This window comes from Pelagirhabdus alkalitolerans (assembly GCF_900096905.1).
Lineage (GTDB): Bacteria > Bacillota > Bacilli > Bacillales > Amphibacillaceae > Pelagirhabdus > Pelagirhabdus alkalitolerans.
Window position 1 is genome coordinate 116,423 of the sequence record NZ_FMYI01000004.1, and the last position, 17,757, is coordinate 134,179.

At 39.3% G+C, this 17,757-nt stretch carries 15 protein-coding genes; 2 read left to right on the top strand and 13 right to left on the bottom strand.

The genetic code is table 11. The features are described from left to right. Positions 1-587 precede the first annotated feature (587 nt). A complete protein-coding gene (locus tag BLR62_RS06750; RefSeq protein ID WP_090795067.1) occupies positions 588-956 on the bottom strand; it encodes a hypothetical protein in 369 nt (122 codons plus the stop codon). A 316-nt stretch (positions 957-1,272) separates the two neighbouring features. Further along, complete coding sequence (gene rlmD / locus BLR62_RS06755; protein WP_090795070.1) at positions 1,273-2,652, bottom strand: 23S rRNA (uracil(1939)-C(5))-methyltransferase RlmD; 1,380 nt, start codon at positions 2,650-2,652, stop codon at positions 1,273-1,275. A gap of 260 nt (positions 2,653-2,912) precedes the next feature. Between rlmD and BLR62_RS06760 the strand changes: the two genes are divergently transcribed. Both BLR62_RS06760 and BLR62_RS06765 read left to right on the top strand, forming a co-directional pair. Next, positions 2,913-4,235, top strand: a complete 1,323-nt coding sequence (locus BLR62_RS06760; RefSeq protein ID WP_218119763.1) for a DUF1576 domain-containing protein — start codon at positions 2,913-2,915, stop codon at positions 4,233-4,235. Further along, positions 4,232-4,573: a hypothetical protein gene (locus BLR62_RS06765; RefSeq protein WP_090795072.1), complete on the top strand. Its 342-nt coding sequence runs from the start codon at positions 4,232-4,234 to the stop codon at positions 4,571-4,573. Before BLR62_RS06760 ends, BLR62_RS06765 begins: the two co-directional genes overlap by 4 nt. A gap of 52 nt (positions 4,574-4,625) precedes the next feature. Here the strand turns inward: BLR62_RS06765 and BLR62_RS06770 are convergent, their stop codons facing one another. From BLR62_RS06770 to BLR62_RS06820, 11 genes are all read right to left on the bottom strand, one after another. Continuing rightward, complete coding sequence (locus tag BLR62_RS06770) at positions 4,626-5,591, bottom strand: diacylglycerol kinase (RefSeq protein ID WP_090795074.1); 966 nt, start codon at positions 5,589-5,591, stop codon at positions 4,626-4,628. A 101-nt stretch (positions 5,592-5,692) separates the two neighbouring features. Continuing rightward, complete coding sequence (gatB, locus tag BLR62_RS06775; RefSeq protein ID WP_090795076.1) at positions 5,693-7,123, bottom strand: Asp-tRNA(Asn)/Glu-tRNA(Gln) amidotransferase subunit GatB; 1,431 nt, start codon at positions 7,121-7,123, stop codon at positions 5,693-5,695. Then, positions 7,124-8,602, bottom strand: a complete 1,479-nt coding sequence (gene gatA / locus BLR62_RS06780; RefSeq protein WP_090795078.1) for an Asp-tRNA(Asn)/Glu-tRNA(Gln) amidotransferase subunit GatA — start codon at positions 8,600-8,602, stop codon at positions 7,124-7,126. Between the two features lie 13 nt (positions 8,603-8,615). Continuing rightward, positions 8,616-8,906 carry an Asp-tRNA(Asn)/Glu-tRNA(Gln) amidotransferase subunit GatC gene (gene gatC / locus BLR62_RS06785; protein WP_090795080.1) on the bottom strand — a complete coding sequence of 97 codons (291 nt, stop codon included), beginning with the start codon at positions 8,904-8,906 and terminating at the stop codon, positions 8,616-8,618. A gap of 127 nt (positions 8,907-9,033) precedes the next feature. Continuing rightward, the gene (locus tag BLR62_RS06790; RefSeq protein WP_090795083.1) at positions 9,034-10,203 is read right to left on the bottom strand and encodes a CamS family sex pheromone protein; all 1,170 of its coding nucleotides are present in this window, start codon (positions 10,201-10,203) and stop codon (positions 9,034-9,036) included. A gap of 19 nt (positions 10,204-10,222) precedes the next feature. Next, complete coding sequence (gene ligA / locus BLR62_RS06795) at positions 10,223-12,226, bottom strand: NAD-dependent DNA ligase LigA (RefSeq protein ID WP_090795085.1); 2,004 nt, start codon at positions 12,224-12,226, stop codon at positions 10,223-10,225. A gap of 15 nt (positions 12,227-12,241) precedes the next feature. Next, entirely contained in the window at positions 12,242-14,461 is a 2,220-nt protein-coding gene (gene pcrA, locus BLR62_RS06800; protein WP_090795087.1) for a DNA helicase PcrA, read from the bottom strand. Positions 14,462-14,480: 19 nt separating this feature from the next. Then, a complete protein-coding gene (gene pcrB / locus BLR62_RS06805; RefSeq protein ID WP_090795090.1) occupies positions 14,481-15,158 on the bottom strand; it encodes a heptaprenylglyceryl phosphate synthase in 678 nt (225 codons plus the stop codon). A 173-nt stretch (positions 15,159-15,331) separates the two neighbouring features. Next, positions 15,332-16,324, bottom strand: a complete 993-nt coding sequence (locus tag BLR62_RS06810; RefSeq protein WP_090795091.1) for a Gfo/Idh/MocA family protein — start codon at positions 16,322-16,324, stop codon at positions 15,332-15,334. Continuing rightward, the gene (locus tag BLR62_RS06815) at positions 16,325-16,630 is read right to left on the bottom strand and encodes a YerC/YecD family TrpR-related protein (RefSeq protein ID WP_090795093.1); all 306 of its coding nucleotides are present in this window, start codon (positions 16,628-16,630) and stop codon (positions 16,325-16,327) included. It abuts the gene before it with no gap. 13 nt (positions 16,631-16,643) lie between these two features. After that, positions 16,644-17,681, bottom strand: a complete 1,038-nt coding sequence (locus BLR62_RS06820; RefSeq protein ID WP_245719422.1) for a DUF3048 domain-containing protein — start codon at positions 17,679-17,681, stop codon at positions 16,644-16,646. Between the last annotated feature and the right edge of the window lie 76 nt (positions 17,682-17,757).

A 17,757-nucleotide genomic window follows, 5' to 3' on the forward strand; every position in this document is an offset into this window, starting at 1 on the left:
TATAACCTCCAGTAAATAAGTAATTTGGATATCAATTAGACATAATGATATTGTACTTGCTAGTCCACACAAGAATGAATGCGTTTTCAATATATTACCACTATAATACCATGATGAATGTCTAATTTGTATACATTTGTAAAAATATACTTTTTTACGGAAAAGATAACTAAAGTGAGTTTATAATGCCTCGTTCATTTGCTTTAATCTAAAAACTAATAGAACTTAAAATCCGAAAAAAGATGCTTTCATTTAATCGAAAGCATCTCATGATGGTTTAAAGCATATATTAATCTTTGTTTCCTTTTGTTTTATCTACTGCTTTTTCATTATTGAAAAGAAAGTAGATCAATAAACCGGATAAAATCCAAAAACTGATTATAGATATTACACTCTCAGCTATAAAGCTGAGTATTACCGCCACGAATATAATAAGAGCAGAAAGAATAAAGCCAATCATTTATTTACCTCTCTTTCACACTTGAAGACATTATAATTTTTCCATCGATAGATAGCTAGCTCAAGCTCTCGATACATAATAGCCTTTCAAGGTATGATCATTAATTATAGACCTCAATAACTGAGCACTATTTAATAAAATAGGTGTGACCTTCTTTGACTAGAGCATCTTTTGCTGTATTTACAAATTTCACGACATTACAGAAATATAGATGGCTTCCATCTTCAAACAAGAGTGTTCCTTCGCACATAGAACCATTTCCGTGGCTTAATGCATTCTCAACGTTTAGTTCAGTTACGTCTGGTTTCTTTGATAGCTCTTGAGTTAAATCCGGGAGTGAAATTACATCATCCTTACCAACAATCTTCCAAATAAAATCCTCTCGCACATGCGAATTTACTAAGTTAGCATCCTTTTGGGCAAGTGCAATCGTCAATTCAATAGCACGTTCCATTTTTGGTGAGTTTCCACAATTAAACATGACCTCAGTTTTCATTAAAAATCCACTCCTTGTGAAATGATTGGTAATTTAAGCTCTCGTTTTATTTCGATCTTGGTATTTGCTATTTCACCGTTGTCACAATATGCACATCTAAAACTTTAAAAGATGATTTAAGGGAACAAGTATATACATAGCTACAAACAGATTTCTAATTTCACTATAGCACAATCATTTAATGGTTATATTCCAAAACATTAAAACGGATTACATTATTAAAAATATTTCTATACTCTAGTAAAGCGAATGCCCCCTAAACACTCATCTAGGGGGCATTCGTTTTATTGAAATTTTTTGAATCATTATTCCCAATTCACTTGTTCTCTCGCGACATTAAGACTACATTCTCAACATGATGCGTCTGTGGGAACATATCAACGGGCTGAACTTTATCAATTTGGTAACTGCCTTCTTTAAGAATAGCTAAGTCTCTTGCGAGCGTTGATGGGTTACATGAGACATAAACAATGCGATCAGGGTTCATTTTAATCATGGAATCGAGTAGGGCTTCGTCACAGCCTTTTCTCGGTGGGTCGACAACGATTACGTCAGGTGTGAAACCACCTTCGCTCCATTGTGTCATGACGTCTTCAGCTTGGCCGACATAGAAGTCTGCGTTTTCGATCTGATTAAGCTCAGCGTTCTTCTTCGCATCTTCTATCGCTTCTGGGACGACTTCAACGCCGTAAACGTGCTTTGCTTTTTTCGCTAGGAAAAGTGAAATCGTTCCGATGCCGCAATACGCATCAATCACTGTTTCCTTACCGGTCAGGCCGGCATATTCTAATGCTTTGTCATATAAGACTTTGGTTTGGTCAGAGTTAACTTGATAGAACGATTTAGCTGAAATAGCAAAATGAATACCATCCATCGTGTCATAAATGTAGTCTTCTCCCCACAGACAAGTCGTTTCTTTCCCCATAATGACATTCGTTCGGTTGGGGTTCACATTATGCATGATCGATTTTATGTTGGGATACGTTTCAGTTAGTTGTTTAATTAACTTTTTCTTATGTGGTAAGTCTTTCGTCCGTGTGACGATCACAATCATCGTCTGATCAGTTGTCTCAGAGCTTCTGACGACAATGTGACGAAGCATGCCGCGGTGTGACTTTTCATCATATGATGTGATACCTAGGTCGTTTGCGATCTTTCTGACAGCTTCGACCATACGATCATTAACCTCAGATGTAATAATGCATCGGTCCATCGTATCAATGATTTCATGGCTTCGCTTTTTATAAAATCCTGTAGTCAGTTCGCCGTTTTTCGATGAGACGGGAATTTGTACTTTATTGCGGTAGCGCCAAGGATCTTCCATTCCAATCGTCGGATTCGGTTCTATCTCAATATGACCGATTTTGCGTAAATTGTCTTTAACTGTTTTATGCTTCATATTTAATTGCATCGTATAACTCATATGTTGCAATTGACAGCCACCACATAATTTATACACGTCACACGGTGGGTCTATTCGTTCCGGGTGAACGTCTTGGAGTTCAATTAACTTCCCTACCGCGAAGTTTTTCTTCACTTTAATAATTTTTACTTGTGCCTTCTCACCAGGCAATGTGTTTTCAACGAATACTGGATAGCCATCTAATTTACCGACACCATTTCCTTCATGTGTCATATCTTCAAACGTGAGCTCAATCATTTGATTTTTTTGCACGGGAGCTTTTGGTTTTGCCATTTTATCGACGTCCTTTTCTTATTTCTTCTGCTAGTTTATCAAAAAGCACTAGGAAAGGGAAGAATACACGAATTGGAAAGAGGCTTCCCAACCCTTTACAATTACCTGAAAGGGGTTGCTTATCGAGCATAATTATGCTCTAATTTTACTTAGAGTAGTTGATCGTTAAACAAACGGTCACTAAACCGACATTTATATATGCAAAGTTAATAATACTTAGCACACATTTCGATTACACAATCGCATCAGGGGGAATAACGTTGGGAAAGTCAGTTAGTTTCAAATCATCATCAATTGCTCAAGCTTTAAAAAAAGAAAAAATTGATGTTATGAAAGTAGAAGAAAAAGTTAAATATGCGACTATGATACTATTTGCTTTATTGTTAGCTCTATCGGCATTTATTTTTAATACGCCGGTTGAGATTGCAGAAGGTATGCTAGAGATTATAATCGCACCAAGTATTTTGGTCTCGGATTATATGGTCATTGGCAATGTCGGGGCTGCGTTTTTGAATGCGGGATTACTTATGCTTATTTCAATTTATTTGACGTATAAAAATGACGTTAATATGAACGGGCCTATTATTGCCGCTGCGTTTACCATCGCAGGATTCGCCTTATTCGGCAAGAACTTATTTAATATTTGGCCCGTGCTTGTAGGTGTTTATTTACGCTCTGTTTATCAGCGGGAAAAGTTTAGTAAGCTCCTATTACCTGCCTTATTCGGTACAGCACTCGGTCCACTCGTCAGTCAAATTTCATTCGGTTATGGAATGCATCCAACCATTGCGATTAGTTTAGGACTGGCAGTCGGGGTATTATCTGGATTCCTTTTACCTCCTTTAGCCAATCATTTTGTCCGTTTCCACCAAGGTTTCAACCTTTATAATATTGGCTTCACTGCTGGTATTACGGGGATGCTCTTTATGGCTATTTTTCGTTCGTTTGGATTTGATAATCCAGATACACTTTATGTCGCTGAAGGGTTGAACGAGCCCTTTACGATTTATTTCGCCATTTATTTTGGTATTATGTTTATCATTGGATTCTTATTAAACAACCGAGCCTTTACAGGTTACACGAAATTAATGAACTATTCAGGTCGACTGGTAACTGATTTTGTTTCATTGAATGGTTTTGGACTTTCTCTCATAAATATGGCATTATTAGGATACTTATCGATGGCCTATATTTTGTTAGTCGGCGGGGAATTGAATGGACCGATTCTCGGTGGGATCTTTACGATTATTGGGTTTGGTGCCTTTGGTAAACACCTTAAAAACGTGTGGCCATTATTTGTTGGCGTCTACATTGCTTCTATACTACAAATATGGGAAGTCAACTCAACTGCTGCTTTACTCGCCGCTTTATTCGGTACCACACTAGCCCCTATTGCTGGTGGTTATGGGTGGTCATTTGGTATTATTGCGGGTATCGTACACATGGCCATGGTCATGAATGTAGGCGACTTACACGGGGGTATGAACCTCTACAATAATGGGTTCTCTGGTGGGTTTGTGGCAGCCATTTTAACACCTCTGTTCGATTCACTAAAACGATTTAAAGGAGATGCTAACTATTGACAAAAGAACGCATGAACGCCATTCGAATTATTGATGAATTGATTGCTTACTTTTTTGCTCAACAAATTACGGATATTAACATCGACTTAGATTATGGTCTCAGTCAAACTGAAATTTCAGTACAAGGTCCTTGTAAAGAGGAACCTGCTGACCTTGACCAGCTAGAAGATGTTTTGAATAGTGAAAGACAAGAAGAACTCGAAGAATATTATTCATCTTTACTCGGGGAAAACCGTAATTATCATGAGTTAAATTTATTAGGAGCACTTGTTGATGGTGCAGATATTACATTTGATAATCAACAACTCTCCATCACTGTTTACCGCAAACGCTCTTAATCAACCATACAGAAAGGGACGTCTTTAAAAGACGTCCCTTTCTTATATTTATTCATTCCTCAAAATCATGTTCAGTAGTTAATTTCTCAATATATTCTTGTTTAACAGGATCGTCTTCAATCATTTGTTGATCTTCTGTTGGTAAGAAGAATTCAATATGTTCTTGTAAATTGACAAAGTGACCTGGCAAGACACCACCGTATTCCCCATCAATATTTAATTGCATCTTTTCATCTGTCACGACTTTAATATCACGGGCTTGTACGTGTAAAATGTTTGGATCATTCACATGTTGTCCTCTAAGTGCTGCTGTGATCACGCGTGCAAATTCAGCCATATTCGTCTTTTTCAGTACAAATAGATCGAATAAACCGTCATTCATTTTCGCATTTTGTGCAAGTTTTTCAAAACCACCCACTGAATTCGAATTGGCGATTAAAAACAACATGATCTCGCCTTCAAATACCTCATCATCATATTCAATCCGTGTATGTATCGGTCTGAATCGAGGTAACATCTCCACACCCTTCATGACGTACGCAAGTTGCCCTAACACCGTCTTTAATTTGCTCGGTACTTCGTATGAAACTTCTGTTAATTTACCACCGCCTGCGATATTAACAAAAAAACAGTCATTAACTTGGCCAACGTCTAAAGCATGAATATTGTTATCTAAAATAACATCAACGGCTTTTTCGAATGATTTTGGAATTTTTAAGGCTCGAGCAAAATCGTTCGTCGTTCCAGCAGGAATAATGCCTAATTTCGGGCGATAAGATTGATTCGATATGCCTGTCACAACCTCATTAATGGTACCATCTCCCCCTACTGCGACCACAATGTCGAACTCATCTTCACATGCTTTAGTCGCCGCCGTTGTCGCATCACCTTTTGACCTGGTGCGGTGAGCGGATGTCACATAGCCTGCTTCTTCAAATTTAACAAGAATATCAGGTAGTTTTTGTTTAAAAGCTTCCCTACCTGATGTTGGATTATAAATAATACGTGCGCGTTTCATTATGTTCCCCCCTATGATGAAACCCATGTCTCTACATATCATACCATGCCTTACAAAATAAGACTATTCATAGTGTATGCTACGAATAGTCTTAAATAGAATTATCGCTTGTCCATTTCAGCTAATAAAATTTTATTAACCATTGGTGGATTCGCTTGTCCTTTCGTTTCTTTCATCACTTGTCCAACGAGGAAACCAAGTGCTTTATCTTTACCGTTTTTATAGTCTTCAATTGATTGTGGATTCGCATCTAAAATCTTCGTAATAATCTCTGTTAATTGTCCTTCATCAGAAATTTGTACAAGCCCTTTATCTTTTACAATCTGATCGGGATCGCCACCATTTTCAACTAATTCAGCAAATACTTTCTTCGCCATTTTAGAAGAAATCGTGCCATCTTCAATTAACTCAATCATTCTAGCGAGTGATTTTGGCGTCATTGGTAAGTCATGTAATTCTTTTTGATTTTTGTTAAGATAACCTGACACTTCACCCATTAGCCAGTTCGAAACTTGCTTCACATCGCCACCTGCTTGGATGGCTTCTTCAAAGAAGTCACTCATTTCTTTTGTGCTTGTTAGAACCATCGCGTCATAAGCAGGTAGTTTTAAATCATTAATGTACCGTGCTTTTCTCGCATCTGGAAGCTCTGGAATTTCAGCTCGAATGCGTTCTTTCCAGTTATCGTCGATATAAAGCGGCACAAGATCGGGTTCTGGGAAGTAACGGTAATCGTCAGATCCTTCTTTCACACGCATCAGAATCGTTTCTTTTGTTTGCTCATCATAACGACGTGTTTCTTGTAAGATCTCGCCACCTGTTAATAATTCTTTTTGTTGACGTTTTTCTTCAAATTCAAGCCCCTTTTGAACAAATGAGAATGAGTTCAAGTTCTTCAGTTCTGCTTTCGTCCCGAATTCTTCTTGTCCAATCGGTCGAAGCGAGATGTTCGCATCACAACGAAGTGAACCTTCTTCCATCTTACAATCAGATACTCCTGTATATTGGATAATGTTTTTTAGCTTTTCAAGATAAGCATAAGCTTCTGCTGGTGAGCGTAAATCTGGCTCAGACACAATCTCAACAAGTGGTGTCCCTTGACGGTTATAATCCACTGATGAATAGCCATCATCATGGTGTGTTAATTTACCTGCATCTTCTTCCATGTGCAAGCGTGTAATGCCGATTCGTTTTGTTTTTCCATCCACTTCAATATCAATCCAACCGTTTTCTCCGATCGGCTGATCAAACTGAGAAATTTGATACGCTTTTGGATTATCTGGATAGAAATAGTTTTTACGATCAAATTTCGTTTGCGTGGCAATGTCACAGTTAAGTGCCATGGCTGCTTTCATCGAAAAGTTTACCGCTTCTTCGTTTAAGACAGGCAAGACACCTGGATAGCCTAAATCAATCGGGTTAATGTTCTCATTCGGCTCTGAACCGAAGTGATTAAAACTTGGGCTGAAGATTTTAGACTCTGTTTTTAATTCAACGTGCACTTCCAAACCAATAATTGTTTCAAAGTTCATTTATTTTGCACCTCCCAAGCTTGGTTGTTTCTTGTGATGATCGGTTGCTTGTTCATAAGCATAGGCAGCTTGATAGATAGTCTGTTCATCAAAATGTTTACCGATGATTTGTAGACCAAATGGTAAGCCTGTCTCTTCAGAGAAGCCACACGGTACTGAAATACCGGGTACACCCGCTAAGTTAACTGGGATGGTTAACACGTCGTTAGCATACATAGTAAGTGGATCATCTGTTTTTTCACCTACTTTAAAGGCTGTTGTAGGAGCTGTTGGCCCGACAACTACATCATAATCTTCAAATACTTTATCAAAGTCTTGCTTAATTAATGTTCTCACTTTTTGTGCTTTCTTATAATAGGCATCGTAGTAACCAGAGCTAAGCGCAAACGTTCCTAGCATGATACGACGCTTCACTTCTTCACCGAATCCTTCGCTACGGGTCATCTTAAACATATCGATCATGTTCGTTGCATTCTCTGAACGCACGCCATAGCGTACACCATCAAAGCGTGCTAAGTTCGCTGATGCTTCTGATGAGGCAATTAAGTAATAAGCAGCAACTGCGTATTTTGAGTGAGGAAGGGATACTTCTTCACATGTTGCACCTAAGTCTTCAAATACTTTCAATGCGTCTTTAACCGATTGGCGAACTTCTTCGTTCACGCCTTCTTGGTCTGATAAATACTCTTTAGGTACGGCAATCTTCATGCCTTTAACACCGTTTTTAAGTTTTTCTGTATAATCAACACGTTCAACATCAACAGACGTTGAATCCATCTCGTCTGAACCGACAATCGCTTGTAAGAGGTGCGCATTATCTTCAACGGATTTCGTGATCGGACCAATTTGATCAAGTGATGAAGCAAAGGCAACAAGTCCAAAACGTGACACTAATCCGTAAGTAGGTTTCAAGCCAACAACACCACAATATGATGCCGGTTCACGGATTGAACCACCGGTATCTGATCCAAGTGAAAAGAATACTTCACGCGCTGCAACTGCTGCTGCAGAACCACCACTTGAACCACCTGGTACATAATCTGTATTCCACGGGTTGCGTGTTGTATAATAGCTTGAATTTTCATTTGATGAGCCCATCGCAAACTCATCCATATTCAATTTACCAATTGTAACGGTCTTTTCGTTCTTTAACTTCTGAACGACTGTTGCATCATAAAGTGGATCATTAAAGTTATCGAGTAGCTGAGAAGCACATGTTGTTCTCAACCCTTTTGTCACAATATTATCTTTTATACCGATCGGAATACCAAATAATGGGTTCGTTGCTTGGTCAATTTCTTGATCCAATTGATTCGCTTTCTCTAAAGCCGCTTCTTTATCCAACGTGATGAAGGCTTTGACTTGTTCATCAACGTCTTCAATTTGTTGATAAGAAGCTTTGACGAGATCTGTTACGGTGATCTCTTTGTTATGTAGCTTCTCTTGTAATTCTTTCAGTGTATAATCAAAGACAGACATTTTTTAAAGCCTCCTATTCTAAAATTGATGGTACGCGGAACTGAGCATTTTTCGTATCGGGTGCATTGTTTAATGCATCTTCTCGCTCGATCCATTTACGTGGTTCATCTTTTCTCATGACATTTTTCAAATCTAATACGTGCGTGGTTGGTTCAACGTCTGTCGTATCTAACTCATTTAAGAGCTCAGCGTAATGAATAATATCGCCTAAATCCTTTGTCATTTGCTCTGCATCTTCGTCTGTAATGGCTAAACGCGCTAAGTGTGCGACGTGTTTAACTTGATCTTTTGAAATTTCAGACATTTCGTTCACCTCCGAATAATAATCGTTTAACGTACAAACATACTTATGATAATAGCAAACTATAGCGCGATTAAGCAACTATTCGTTTGCTATTTCATATGTGAATACCGCATATTTGGCCTTATTTTTAGCGATCAAATATGTGAATCGTCGCTTCTTCATCCCCTGCTTCACGGAAAATTAGAGCTTCCTGACGATCATTTGATTTAATATTAACTTCTAGTGCGTAATGCGTTTGAAAGCTATCCATAATCAGTCCATAGACGTATTGTGTGAATCCGACGACTTCGGCTTGACCTTGAAATTCGATCGGAATCTCAAGTGTGAGTGATTGTAGTTGATCTTCCTCATAAAATCCTTCACCAATCGTTCCGACGTAGTTAGGGAAATAGTCCGCTACATCATTTTTAAAGTCTTCAATTGTCGCCGATAAATCAGGATCAACATCACGAGCTGTACTTGATGGGAATAAAACATATTGTTCATCGATCGCTTCCCAATCATCGACAGACTGACTCCCTGCTTCAACCGTTGTTTTAGCGACCATATTTCCCGGGACGAGTCCGTCACGAGCCGCTTCACGATAGACAGCAATCATAACTGGTACATCAGCTAATCCATCTTTATCTCGAATCCGACTCATCACCTCATCAACAATTTCATTTGCCTCCGAAAGCATCTCTTCTTCTGAAATATCTTCATAATAATAGGGGCCGCCTACTTCAGTTTGAAATCGGTAATTTGATTTCATCGCAATCCCTAAAGAAATACCAGATAAATGAACCGTATCATCGTCTGTCCTTGTTAAATAATTCTGTTCTAAAATATGTGACAAATAGCGCGGGTTATCACGTTCTTCTTCAATTGCTTCATCTGTTGGCGAATCCTCATCATAGTCAACCGATGGATTTAAACCTAAATCTGAATCATCGGACTCTCTTTCTAGCCAGCTAAACAATTCGCTTGAACCAATGTGCTGACCTTCTTGAAAAAAGTGATTTTCAGGATCAAACACATCGGTTGAATGACGTCTCAAATCATTTTCGAGCGCCCTAATATCGAGTCGATTTGCTATTTGATTGGTTGTCACACCGCGTGATTCACTTAGCTGATAAGGAAGCAAGACTTGATACTCCTCATCAGATACACGATGACTTGGTATAATAGCAGACTGTTGATCTGCATCTTCTGGTTGTGTTTCATCCACAACTTCTTCCTGAGATTCACTGAAATCAGGCGCGCAACCAACAACTAAAACGAGTATACCCAATAAACATCCCTTTACTAGAGTTTTCATCAATAGCCTCCTTTCTTATTTACACCTCTCCCAATTGATCTAGGAGATCTTGTTCTGTCCAAATATCAACATCTAATTTTTGTGCCTTTTTCAGTTTAGAACCGGCGTCTTCCCCTGCAATCAGCATGTCTGTTTGACTACTTACACTGCTGACAACATTTCCACCGAGGGCTTCAATTTTTTCTTGCGCTTCTTTGCGGGTTAATTGCTCAAGTTTGCCGGTTAATACAACCCGTTTATTGTGAAAGACAGAATTTCCAGCTGCTTCTTCAGGTTTTGCACCTAGATAACGTGTATTTAAACCAAGTTCTTGTAAATCAGCCATTAATGCTTTAACGTGTTCTTCTTCAAAATAGCGCTTGATCGAACTAGCCATCTTCTCACCGATTTCATCGACAGCGATTAAATCATCATAACTCGCTTCTTGAATGGCGTCGATCGTCTCAAACTGACTGGCCAATGTTTTGGCAGCTTTAGCCCCTACAAAACGAATCCCGAGTCCAAATAATAAGCGCTCCAATGAATTGTCTTTAGAAGCTTCAATCGATGAGAGTAGATTATCAACTGATTTTTGTCCCATTCGATCTAATGTCAATAATTCATCTTTGTCCAGCTTATAGAGATCGGCAATGGATGTAATTAAGTTATGGTCATAAAGCTGAGCAATCACTTTCTCACCGAGCCCATCAATATTCATGGCGTTTCGTGATACAAAATGAGTTAAGCCCTCTTTGATTTGAGCAGGACAGCTCGGATTAATACAACGCAGGGCTACCTCTTCATCTAATCGCACAAGCTCTGATTCACAGGCCGGACAATGTGTCGGCATACTGAATGGCTCTAGCATTTCAGTTCGTTGGTCTTCAATAACGCGGACAATCTCAGGAATAATGTCACCTGCTTTTTTAATCACCACTGTATCTTGAAGACGAATATCTTTCTCGTGGATAAAATCTTCATTATGGAGTGACGCGCGTTGGACGGTTGTCCCTGCCACTTTTACAGGCTCTAAAATCGCCGTCGGGGTAATGACACCCGTTCGACCGACACTCAGTTCCACATCTATCAATTTCGTAATCGCTTCTTCTGCTGGAAATTTATAAGCGATCGCCCAACGTGGACTTTTAGCTGTTGTACTCAACTCTTCGTGATACGCTAACTCGTCCACTTTAATCACGATACCATCTATTTCGTAGGAAAGGTCCGCTCTTCTTTCAACCCAACTATTTACATAGTCGATCACGTCATCGATCGATGAGACTTTTTTCCATTCTGGATTTGTTTTGAATCCTAGTTCTTTTAAATAATTTAAACGTTCACTGTGCGTTTCAATTTGGCCTGATTCCCATTCACCAACCGCATATAAAAAAATATCTAAATTTCGCTTAGCCGCAATTTTGGGATCTAACTGTCTCAATGAACCTGCCGCTGCATTACGTGGGTTCGCGAATGTTTCGATCGACTCTTTTTCACGCTGTTCATTTAATTGAATAAATGATTGTTGAGGCATAAACACCTCACCACGTACTTCAATCGTGCTCGTATCGTTAATCGAGAGCGGGATGCTTCGAACGGTTTTTAAGTTTTGGGTAATATCTTCACCTGTCGTTCCATCACCTCTTGTCGCGCCTTGTACAAATTGACCATTCTGGTATTTGAGCGACACAGCAAGGCCGTCAATTTTTAATTCACAAACATAATCAATATCCTCAACATTTAAGCCTTCTTTTACGCGACGATCAAACGCTCTTAAATCGTCTTCACTAAACGCATTCGCTAAACTTAGCATGGGCACGTTGTGTGTCACCTTTTCAAACCCTTCGAGTGGCTTACCACCAATCCGTTGAGAAGGTGAATCGTCTGTAATCAGCTCTGGATGTTCTTCTTCAATTGATTTCAGACGACTCATTAATTGATCATACTCATAATCAGGTACACTGGGTTGATCGAGTACATGGTATTCATAATTATACGTGTGTAGTCGTTCTCTTAACGACTTCAGTTCTTCTTTTAATGACGGCATGTAACCACCTCGTTCTTATTGTTTCGTAATCGGTGCAAATTTAGCTAACAATCGCTTTAAACCAATTGGTGCAGGAAAAGCGATATCAAGTTCAGTCGAATCACCGTCATGATTTACTTTTACAACGGTACCTATGCCCCACTTTTGATGGTTCGCTTTATCACCCACTTGCCAATCTTCTTTTGCACCTGTCGTTTGCTTTTGTTTCGCTTTTCTTTTTTCCACTTTGGGTTTTGTATTAGATGAAGTGGATTGTTTTAATGGTTCATTAAATTGACGTGGGGCTTTCTCTTCTCGTCCTTCAATTAAGTCTTTAGGAATCTCATCAATGAAGCGACTCATCGCATTCACTTGTGTTCTCCCATAAAGCGTGCGCATTTGTGCATGGGTTAAGTGAAGGGCTTTTTCAGCACGCGTAATCCCAACATAGGCAAGACGACGTTCTTCAGACATTTCTTCTGTATCAAAGAGCGAGCGGCTATGCGGGAAAATATTTTCCTCCATCCCAGCTAAAAAGACGACTGGAAATTCTAAGCCTTTAGCAGCATGTAAGGTCATCATCGTTACCTTATTATCGGCATCTGGATCATCATCCATTCGGTCAATATCACTGATCAAGGCTAAGTCTGTTAAAAAGGCAACAAGCGTTTTATCTTCTGCTTCTTTTTCAAACTGTTGTGTAACTGTTTTGAATTCGTTTATGTTTTCGAGTCGACTTTCCGCTTCAATCGTACGCTCTTTTTGCAGTCGTTCTTCGTAACCTGTCTTTTCTAACACTTCGGTCACCATATCTGTCGCTGTTAAAAATTCGGTTTGTTGCACATATTGCTTAATCATTTGACCGAAGTCATTAAGTGCTTGTGTCGCACGCTTGCTTAAGCCAACAAAGTCAATTTCTTGAGTGGCCTCGTAAAGTGAAATGTCTTGTTCCGCCGCATAACGTTCTAATTTTTCCATTGACGTTTTTCCGACACCGCGTTTCGGTTCATTGACAACACGAGCAAAGCTTAAGTCATCATCTGGGTTAACGATCAGACGAAGGTAGGCGAGTAAATCTTTAATTTCTTTACGATCATAGAATTTCGTTCCGCCGACCATTTGATAAGGAATGTTCGACTTGACGAATGTTTCCTCAATTGAACGTGATTGCGCATTCGTTCGATAAAGAATTGCCATATCACGGTAAGAGAACGTCCCCTCTTGAACGTATCGCTCAATTTGATCAGCAATATAAAGACTTTCGTGCTTTTCACTTGCCGCTTGATGATAGTATAGCTTTGAACCTGCCTGGTTATCGGTCCATAACTTCTTCGGTTTTCGGTCGTCATTATGCCCGATCACTGCATTGGCAGCATTTAAAATCGACTGTGTTGAGCGATAATTTTGCTCTAAAAGAACGACACGCGCATTCGGATAGTCCTTTTCAAATGAGAGAATATTGGTAATATCGGCACCACGCCAACGATAAATAGATTGGTCAGAGTCACCAACAACACAGAGGTTTTGATACTTCTCGGCGAGTTGTTTAACGAGCTTATATTGGGCATAGTTTGTATCTTGATATTCATCTACATGAATATATTGGAAACGTCTTTGATAGTATTCAAGCACTTCTGGCAAACGTTCAAACAGTACAATGGTTTGCATAATTAAATCATCAAAATCGAGCGATTGATTTTTACGTAAAGTCTTCTGGTAAGCACGATACACTTGCGCTACTACTTTTTCGTAATAGTTACTCGCCTCTTTTTCGACTTGTTCGACTGTCTTCAGTTGATTTTTAGCATTTGAAATACCCGCTAACATGCCGCGGGGTTCGAATTGTTTTTTGTCTATATTGAGATCTTTTAACACATTTTTGATCACGGTTAACTGATCACTACTGTCCAAAATAGTAAATGAACGTTCGATGCCAATTCGATCAGCATCTCGTCTTAAAATACGCACACACATCGAGTGGAATGTCGATACCCACATACTCATAGCTTCAGGGCCAATCAAATGCGTGACGCGATCTTTCATCTCTCTTGCCGCTTTATTCGTAAACGTAATCGCCAACACGTTGTGAGGTGCTATCCCTTTTTCGTCTAATAAATAGGCAATACGGTGCGTTAACACGCGTGTTTTGCCACTTCCTGCACCCGCCATAATTAAAAGGGGACCTTCTGTATGTTTCACAGCTTGTGCTTGTTCTTTATTTAAACCTTTGATTAACTCTTGCATTGATTGCGTCATATTTCTTGCACCGCCTTTATTACTCTTTCGTTATATTTGCTGTTTTGAGCGCCTCATCAAAATGATCGTATAGACTATTCCCAACCACAATTGTGTCCGCATATTGAGCCATTTCTCTTGCCTGGTCAATCGACTTGATGCCTCCACCATAGATGAGTTGTGTATGATCTAAACGCTCACTTACTTTTTTCAACAAATCCACATCGCCATACGTTCCACTGTACTCCAAATAAAAAAATGGCAACCTAAACAACGTTTCTGCCATTTCAGCATAGGCCACAACATCATCATTAGTCGGCAAAAAACAATTCGTTAATTGATAAGCCTTTGCCTTTGGGTTCATAATGACATAACCTTCTGCTAAAATTCGGTCTCGATCCAATAAATCGATCGAATCTTTTACAGCTTCATGTTGAAGATCCATCATCCACTTTTTCTCTTGACTATTTAAAACCATCGGCACACCATAATAATCAAATCCAGGCATGAGTGCCTCCATTGTTGAAACTTCTAAAAGACATGGTTTATTATATTTTCTAACATACGTCATCAACTCAAGCGTGTCCTCAAGTGTGACACCGTCTGTTCCACCAATTATAATAGCATCTGTATTGGACTGACAGACAGCATCTAATTGCTTAAATGTTAATGTTTTATTAGGATCTAATTTAAAGACGTGCTGCCACGTTTCATACATAGTCACGTATTGCCTCCAATGATGATTGTTGTTCTTGCTCATTAATAGAGTCGGTTCGTTTTTTATCTTCATAAAGTATAACAAAAATCCCGCACGTTTGCCGTCTTTTTTCATCAGTCTTTAGACAGAAAAAAACCTGAATCATATGACCTAAGATTCAGGCATTATCTTTTTTATTCGTTTGTTTGATCCGCTGGGAAGACAAGCCCAATATCTGCTCGCGCCCGATCAAGAACACGCATAGCATACAGCGAACGCTCATGTGAATTGATGTTACTCTCTGTTTGACCTTCTTTAATGCACTTCACAAAGTGTTCCGCTTCATAGAACATCGTGTTCTCTTTTTGTTCGACATCTAACGATCGTCTAGTGCCATCTTTTGTCACGAGTGTTAATCCAACCATATCACTAAATTTTTCAATGACAATGGATCCGTTTTCGCCTTGAATCTCAGAAGGCATCTCCGAATTTGTAATTTTAGAAAATAAAAGATCAGCATTTAAATTAGGGTATGTAGCTGAAATCGTCCCTTGACCATCTACACCAGATTCTAGCATATAGGCCTGTGCTTGAACACGTGCTGGTTCACCGAATAACGAGACGACTGGATAAACCGTATAAATACCAAGATCCATCATTGAACCGTTTGATAACTCCGGTTTAAATGCATTTAAAACTTCACCTTGTTTATAACGATCATATCGAGATGAGTATTGACAGAAGTTTGCTACTACACGTCTAACTGGCGCAATCGTGTCAAGTGTATCTTTTAACACATGGAAATTCGGCACAAATGTCGTCTTCATTCCTTCCATGAGTAAAACATTTGCTTCTTTAGCCGTTTGAATCATGCGACTCACCTCTTTTTCATTCGAAGCCATTGGTTTTTCGATGAAAACGTGCTTACCATGTTTCATACACGTGATCGCTTGCTCAGCATGAAGAGCTGTCGGGCTTGCAATGTAAACCGCATCCACCATATCCGATTGAGCAAATTGATCCAAATCTGTATACGTATTTTCAACATCGTATTTACGGGCAAAGTCTTTCGCTTTTTGTTCTGTCCTTGAATAAACAGCATTTAATTGAAAATCATCTAACATAAATCCCGCTTCCAAAAAGCGATCTGTAATCCAATTCGTACCGATAACTCCAAAGTTCACCATTTACTGTTCCCCCTCTTCATCATTTAAGCGATCCAATACCATTTTATAACCGTCATTTCCATAGGTTAAGCAGCGCTTCACACGAGAAATGGTGGTCGTAGATGCATGTGACTCTTCCACGATCGCATGATACGTCTGACCATCATCTAACATTTTAGCCACCATTAATCGTTGAGCCAATGCTTGAATCTCATTCATTGTCGCAATATCATCGAAAAAACGATAGCATTCTTCTCGATTTTTTAAGGTTAAAATCGCATCGAACAATTGATCCAATTCTTCCCCTCTTAATTTATCGATTTGCATAAATAGTTCACTCCTATTCCACTTCACTAATACCGGATAGTCCCGGATTGTTTGGGATCACATTAATCCACGTTTGACCTTTCAATAAATCGACAGGCTCGCCATCCCGAACAGGTATAATGCGACCGTCTACCGATTCCCATTGTACCTTTTGAACTTTTCCTTTTTGCAGCAAATAAGCATTTCCGCCTGATTCAAAGTCAATATCACGACGGCCTTGGTCATCGACAACCGCATGACGGGTTTCCATAATCAAAACGTTTTCCAACGTGATTGGTGTCTCATCTCCATATTCTACAGTCTGAGTGTTTCCATTATAGCGTACGTAATGCTCGTCTGTCTCATCATAGACATAGCGCACACGGTCTGATCCGTATGAAACGGTGACTTCCTCAACTTCATCACCTACGATATCAGATCGATCGACATCATCAAAATTAAGTGGATCGTATTCTTTTTCCATTGTATAACCTCTGCCTTCTGCAACTTCAGTCACAGCAGGAAATTGTAAATATGAATTATGTGGTGCCTGGCGGAATGCTTCTCGTGTAAATAGATGGCCATCTCCGTCGTATTGGGCACCACTTAAATTGTCAATACCACTTTGTTGTAGCTGGTTCTCAATAAAATCAGCTGCGCCGTGATAGATATATACCGCATCGTAATCACCAGCTAATTGAAAGTAATAGGGTCTGGCACTCCGCACAGGACCGACAACGTCTGGTGTCTGACTTTGAAACATCGCCAGCAGTCGTGTTGTATTCCCTTCTGATAAGATTTCGAATACCATATCTGCTTGTGATAAACCTGATTGGGGTCTTGCTTCTGGATGATTATTCACCATCACACTCACAATCCGGTTATTGGGTTCTTCGTCTGTCCCCATCCCTGTCAATGGATACATATATTCAGACCCTAAATCGATACTTTCAACAGGATCTTTATCCACTGATCGATGGTCTAAGTCTTGTCCTGTTGCATCCGTATCATTATTTGAACATCCAATTAAAAATAAACTTATGATCGCAACAACTAGAAATGGTTTTATCATCATCAACATCCTTTATCTATATAATCAACTACAGTACTGGTTTTATTATAACAAACTTCTTTCATTTCATGGCAGA

What these genes read in the sequence shown, in the direction of transcription:
- BLR62_RS06750 (WP_090795067.1), bottom strand. Translation starts at nt 956, where the DNA reads ATGAAAACTGAGGTCATGTTTAATTGTGGAAACTCACCAAAAATGGAA.
- rlmD (WP_090795070.1), bottom strand. Translation starts at nt 2,652, where the DNA reads ATGGCAAAACCAAAAGCTCCCGTGCAAAAAAATCAAATGATTGAGCTC.
- BLR62_RS06770 (WP_090795074.1), bottom strand. Translation starts at nt 5,591, where the DNA reads ATGAAACGCGCACGTATTATTTATAATCCAACATCAGGTAGGGAAGCT.
- gatB (WP_090795076.1), bottom strand. Translation starts at nt 7,123, where the DNA reads ATGAACTTTGAAACAATTATTGGTTTGGAAGTGCACGTTGAATTAAAA.
- gatA (WP_090795078.1), bottom strand. Translation starts at nt 8,602, where the DNA reads ATGTCTGTCTTTGATTATACACTGAAAGAATTACAAGAGAAGCTACAT.
- gatC (WP_090795080.1), bottom strand. Translation starts at nt 8,906, where the DNA reads ATGTCTGAAATTTCAAAAGATCAAGTTAAACACGTCGCACACTTAGCG.
- BLR62_RS06790 (WP_090795083.1), bottom strand. Translation starts at nt 10,203, where the DNA reads ATGAAAACTCTAGTAAAGGGATGTTTATTGGGTATACTCGTTTTAGTT.
- ligA (WP_090795085.1), bottom strand. Translation starts at nt 12,226, where the DNA reads ATGCCGTCATTAAAAGAAGAACTGAAGTCGTTAAGAGAACGACTACAC.
- pcrA (WP_090795087.1), bottom strand. Translation starts at nt 14,461, where the DNA reads ATGACGCAATCAATGCAAGAGTTAATCAAAGGTTTAAATAAAGAACAA.
- pcrB (WP_090795090.1), bottom strand. Translation starts at nt 15,158, where the DNA reads ATGTATGAAACGTGGCAGCACGTCTTTAAATTAGATCCTAATAAAACA.
- BLR62_RS06810 (WP_090795091.1), bottom strand. Translation starts at nt 16,324, where the DNA reads ATGGTGAACTTTGGAGTTATCGGTACGAATTGGATTACAGATCGCTTT.
- BLR62_RS06815 (WP_090795093.1), bottom strand. Translation starts at nt 16,630, where the DNA reads ATGCAAATCGATAAATTAAGAGGGGAAGAATTGGATCAATTGTTCGAT.
- BLR62_RS06820 (WP_245719422.1), bottom strand. Translation starts at nt 17,681, where the DNA reads ATGATAAAACCATTTCTAGTTGTTGCGATCATAAGTTTATTTTTAATT.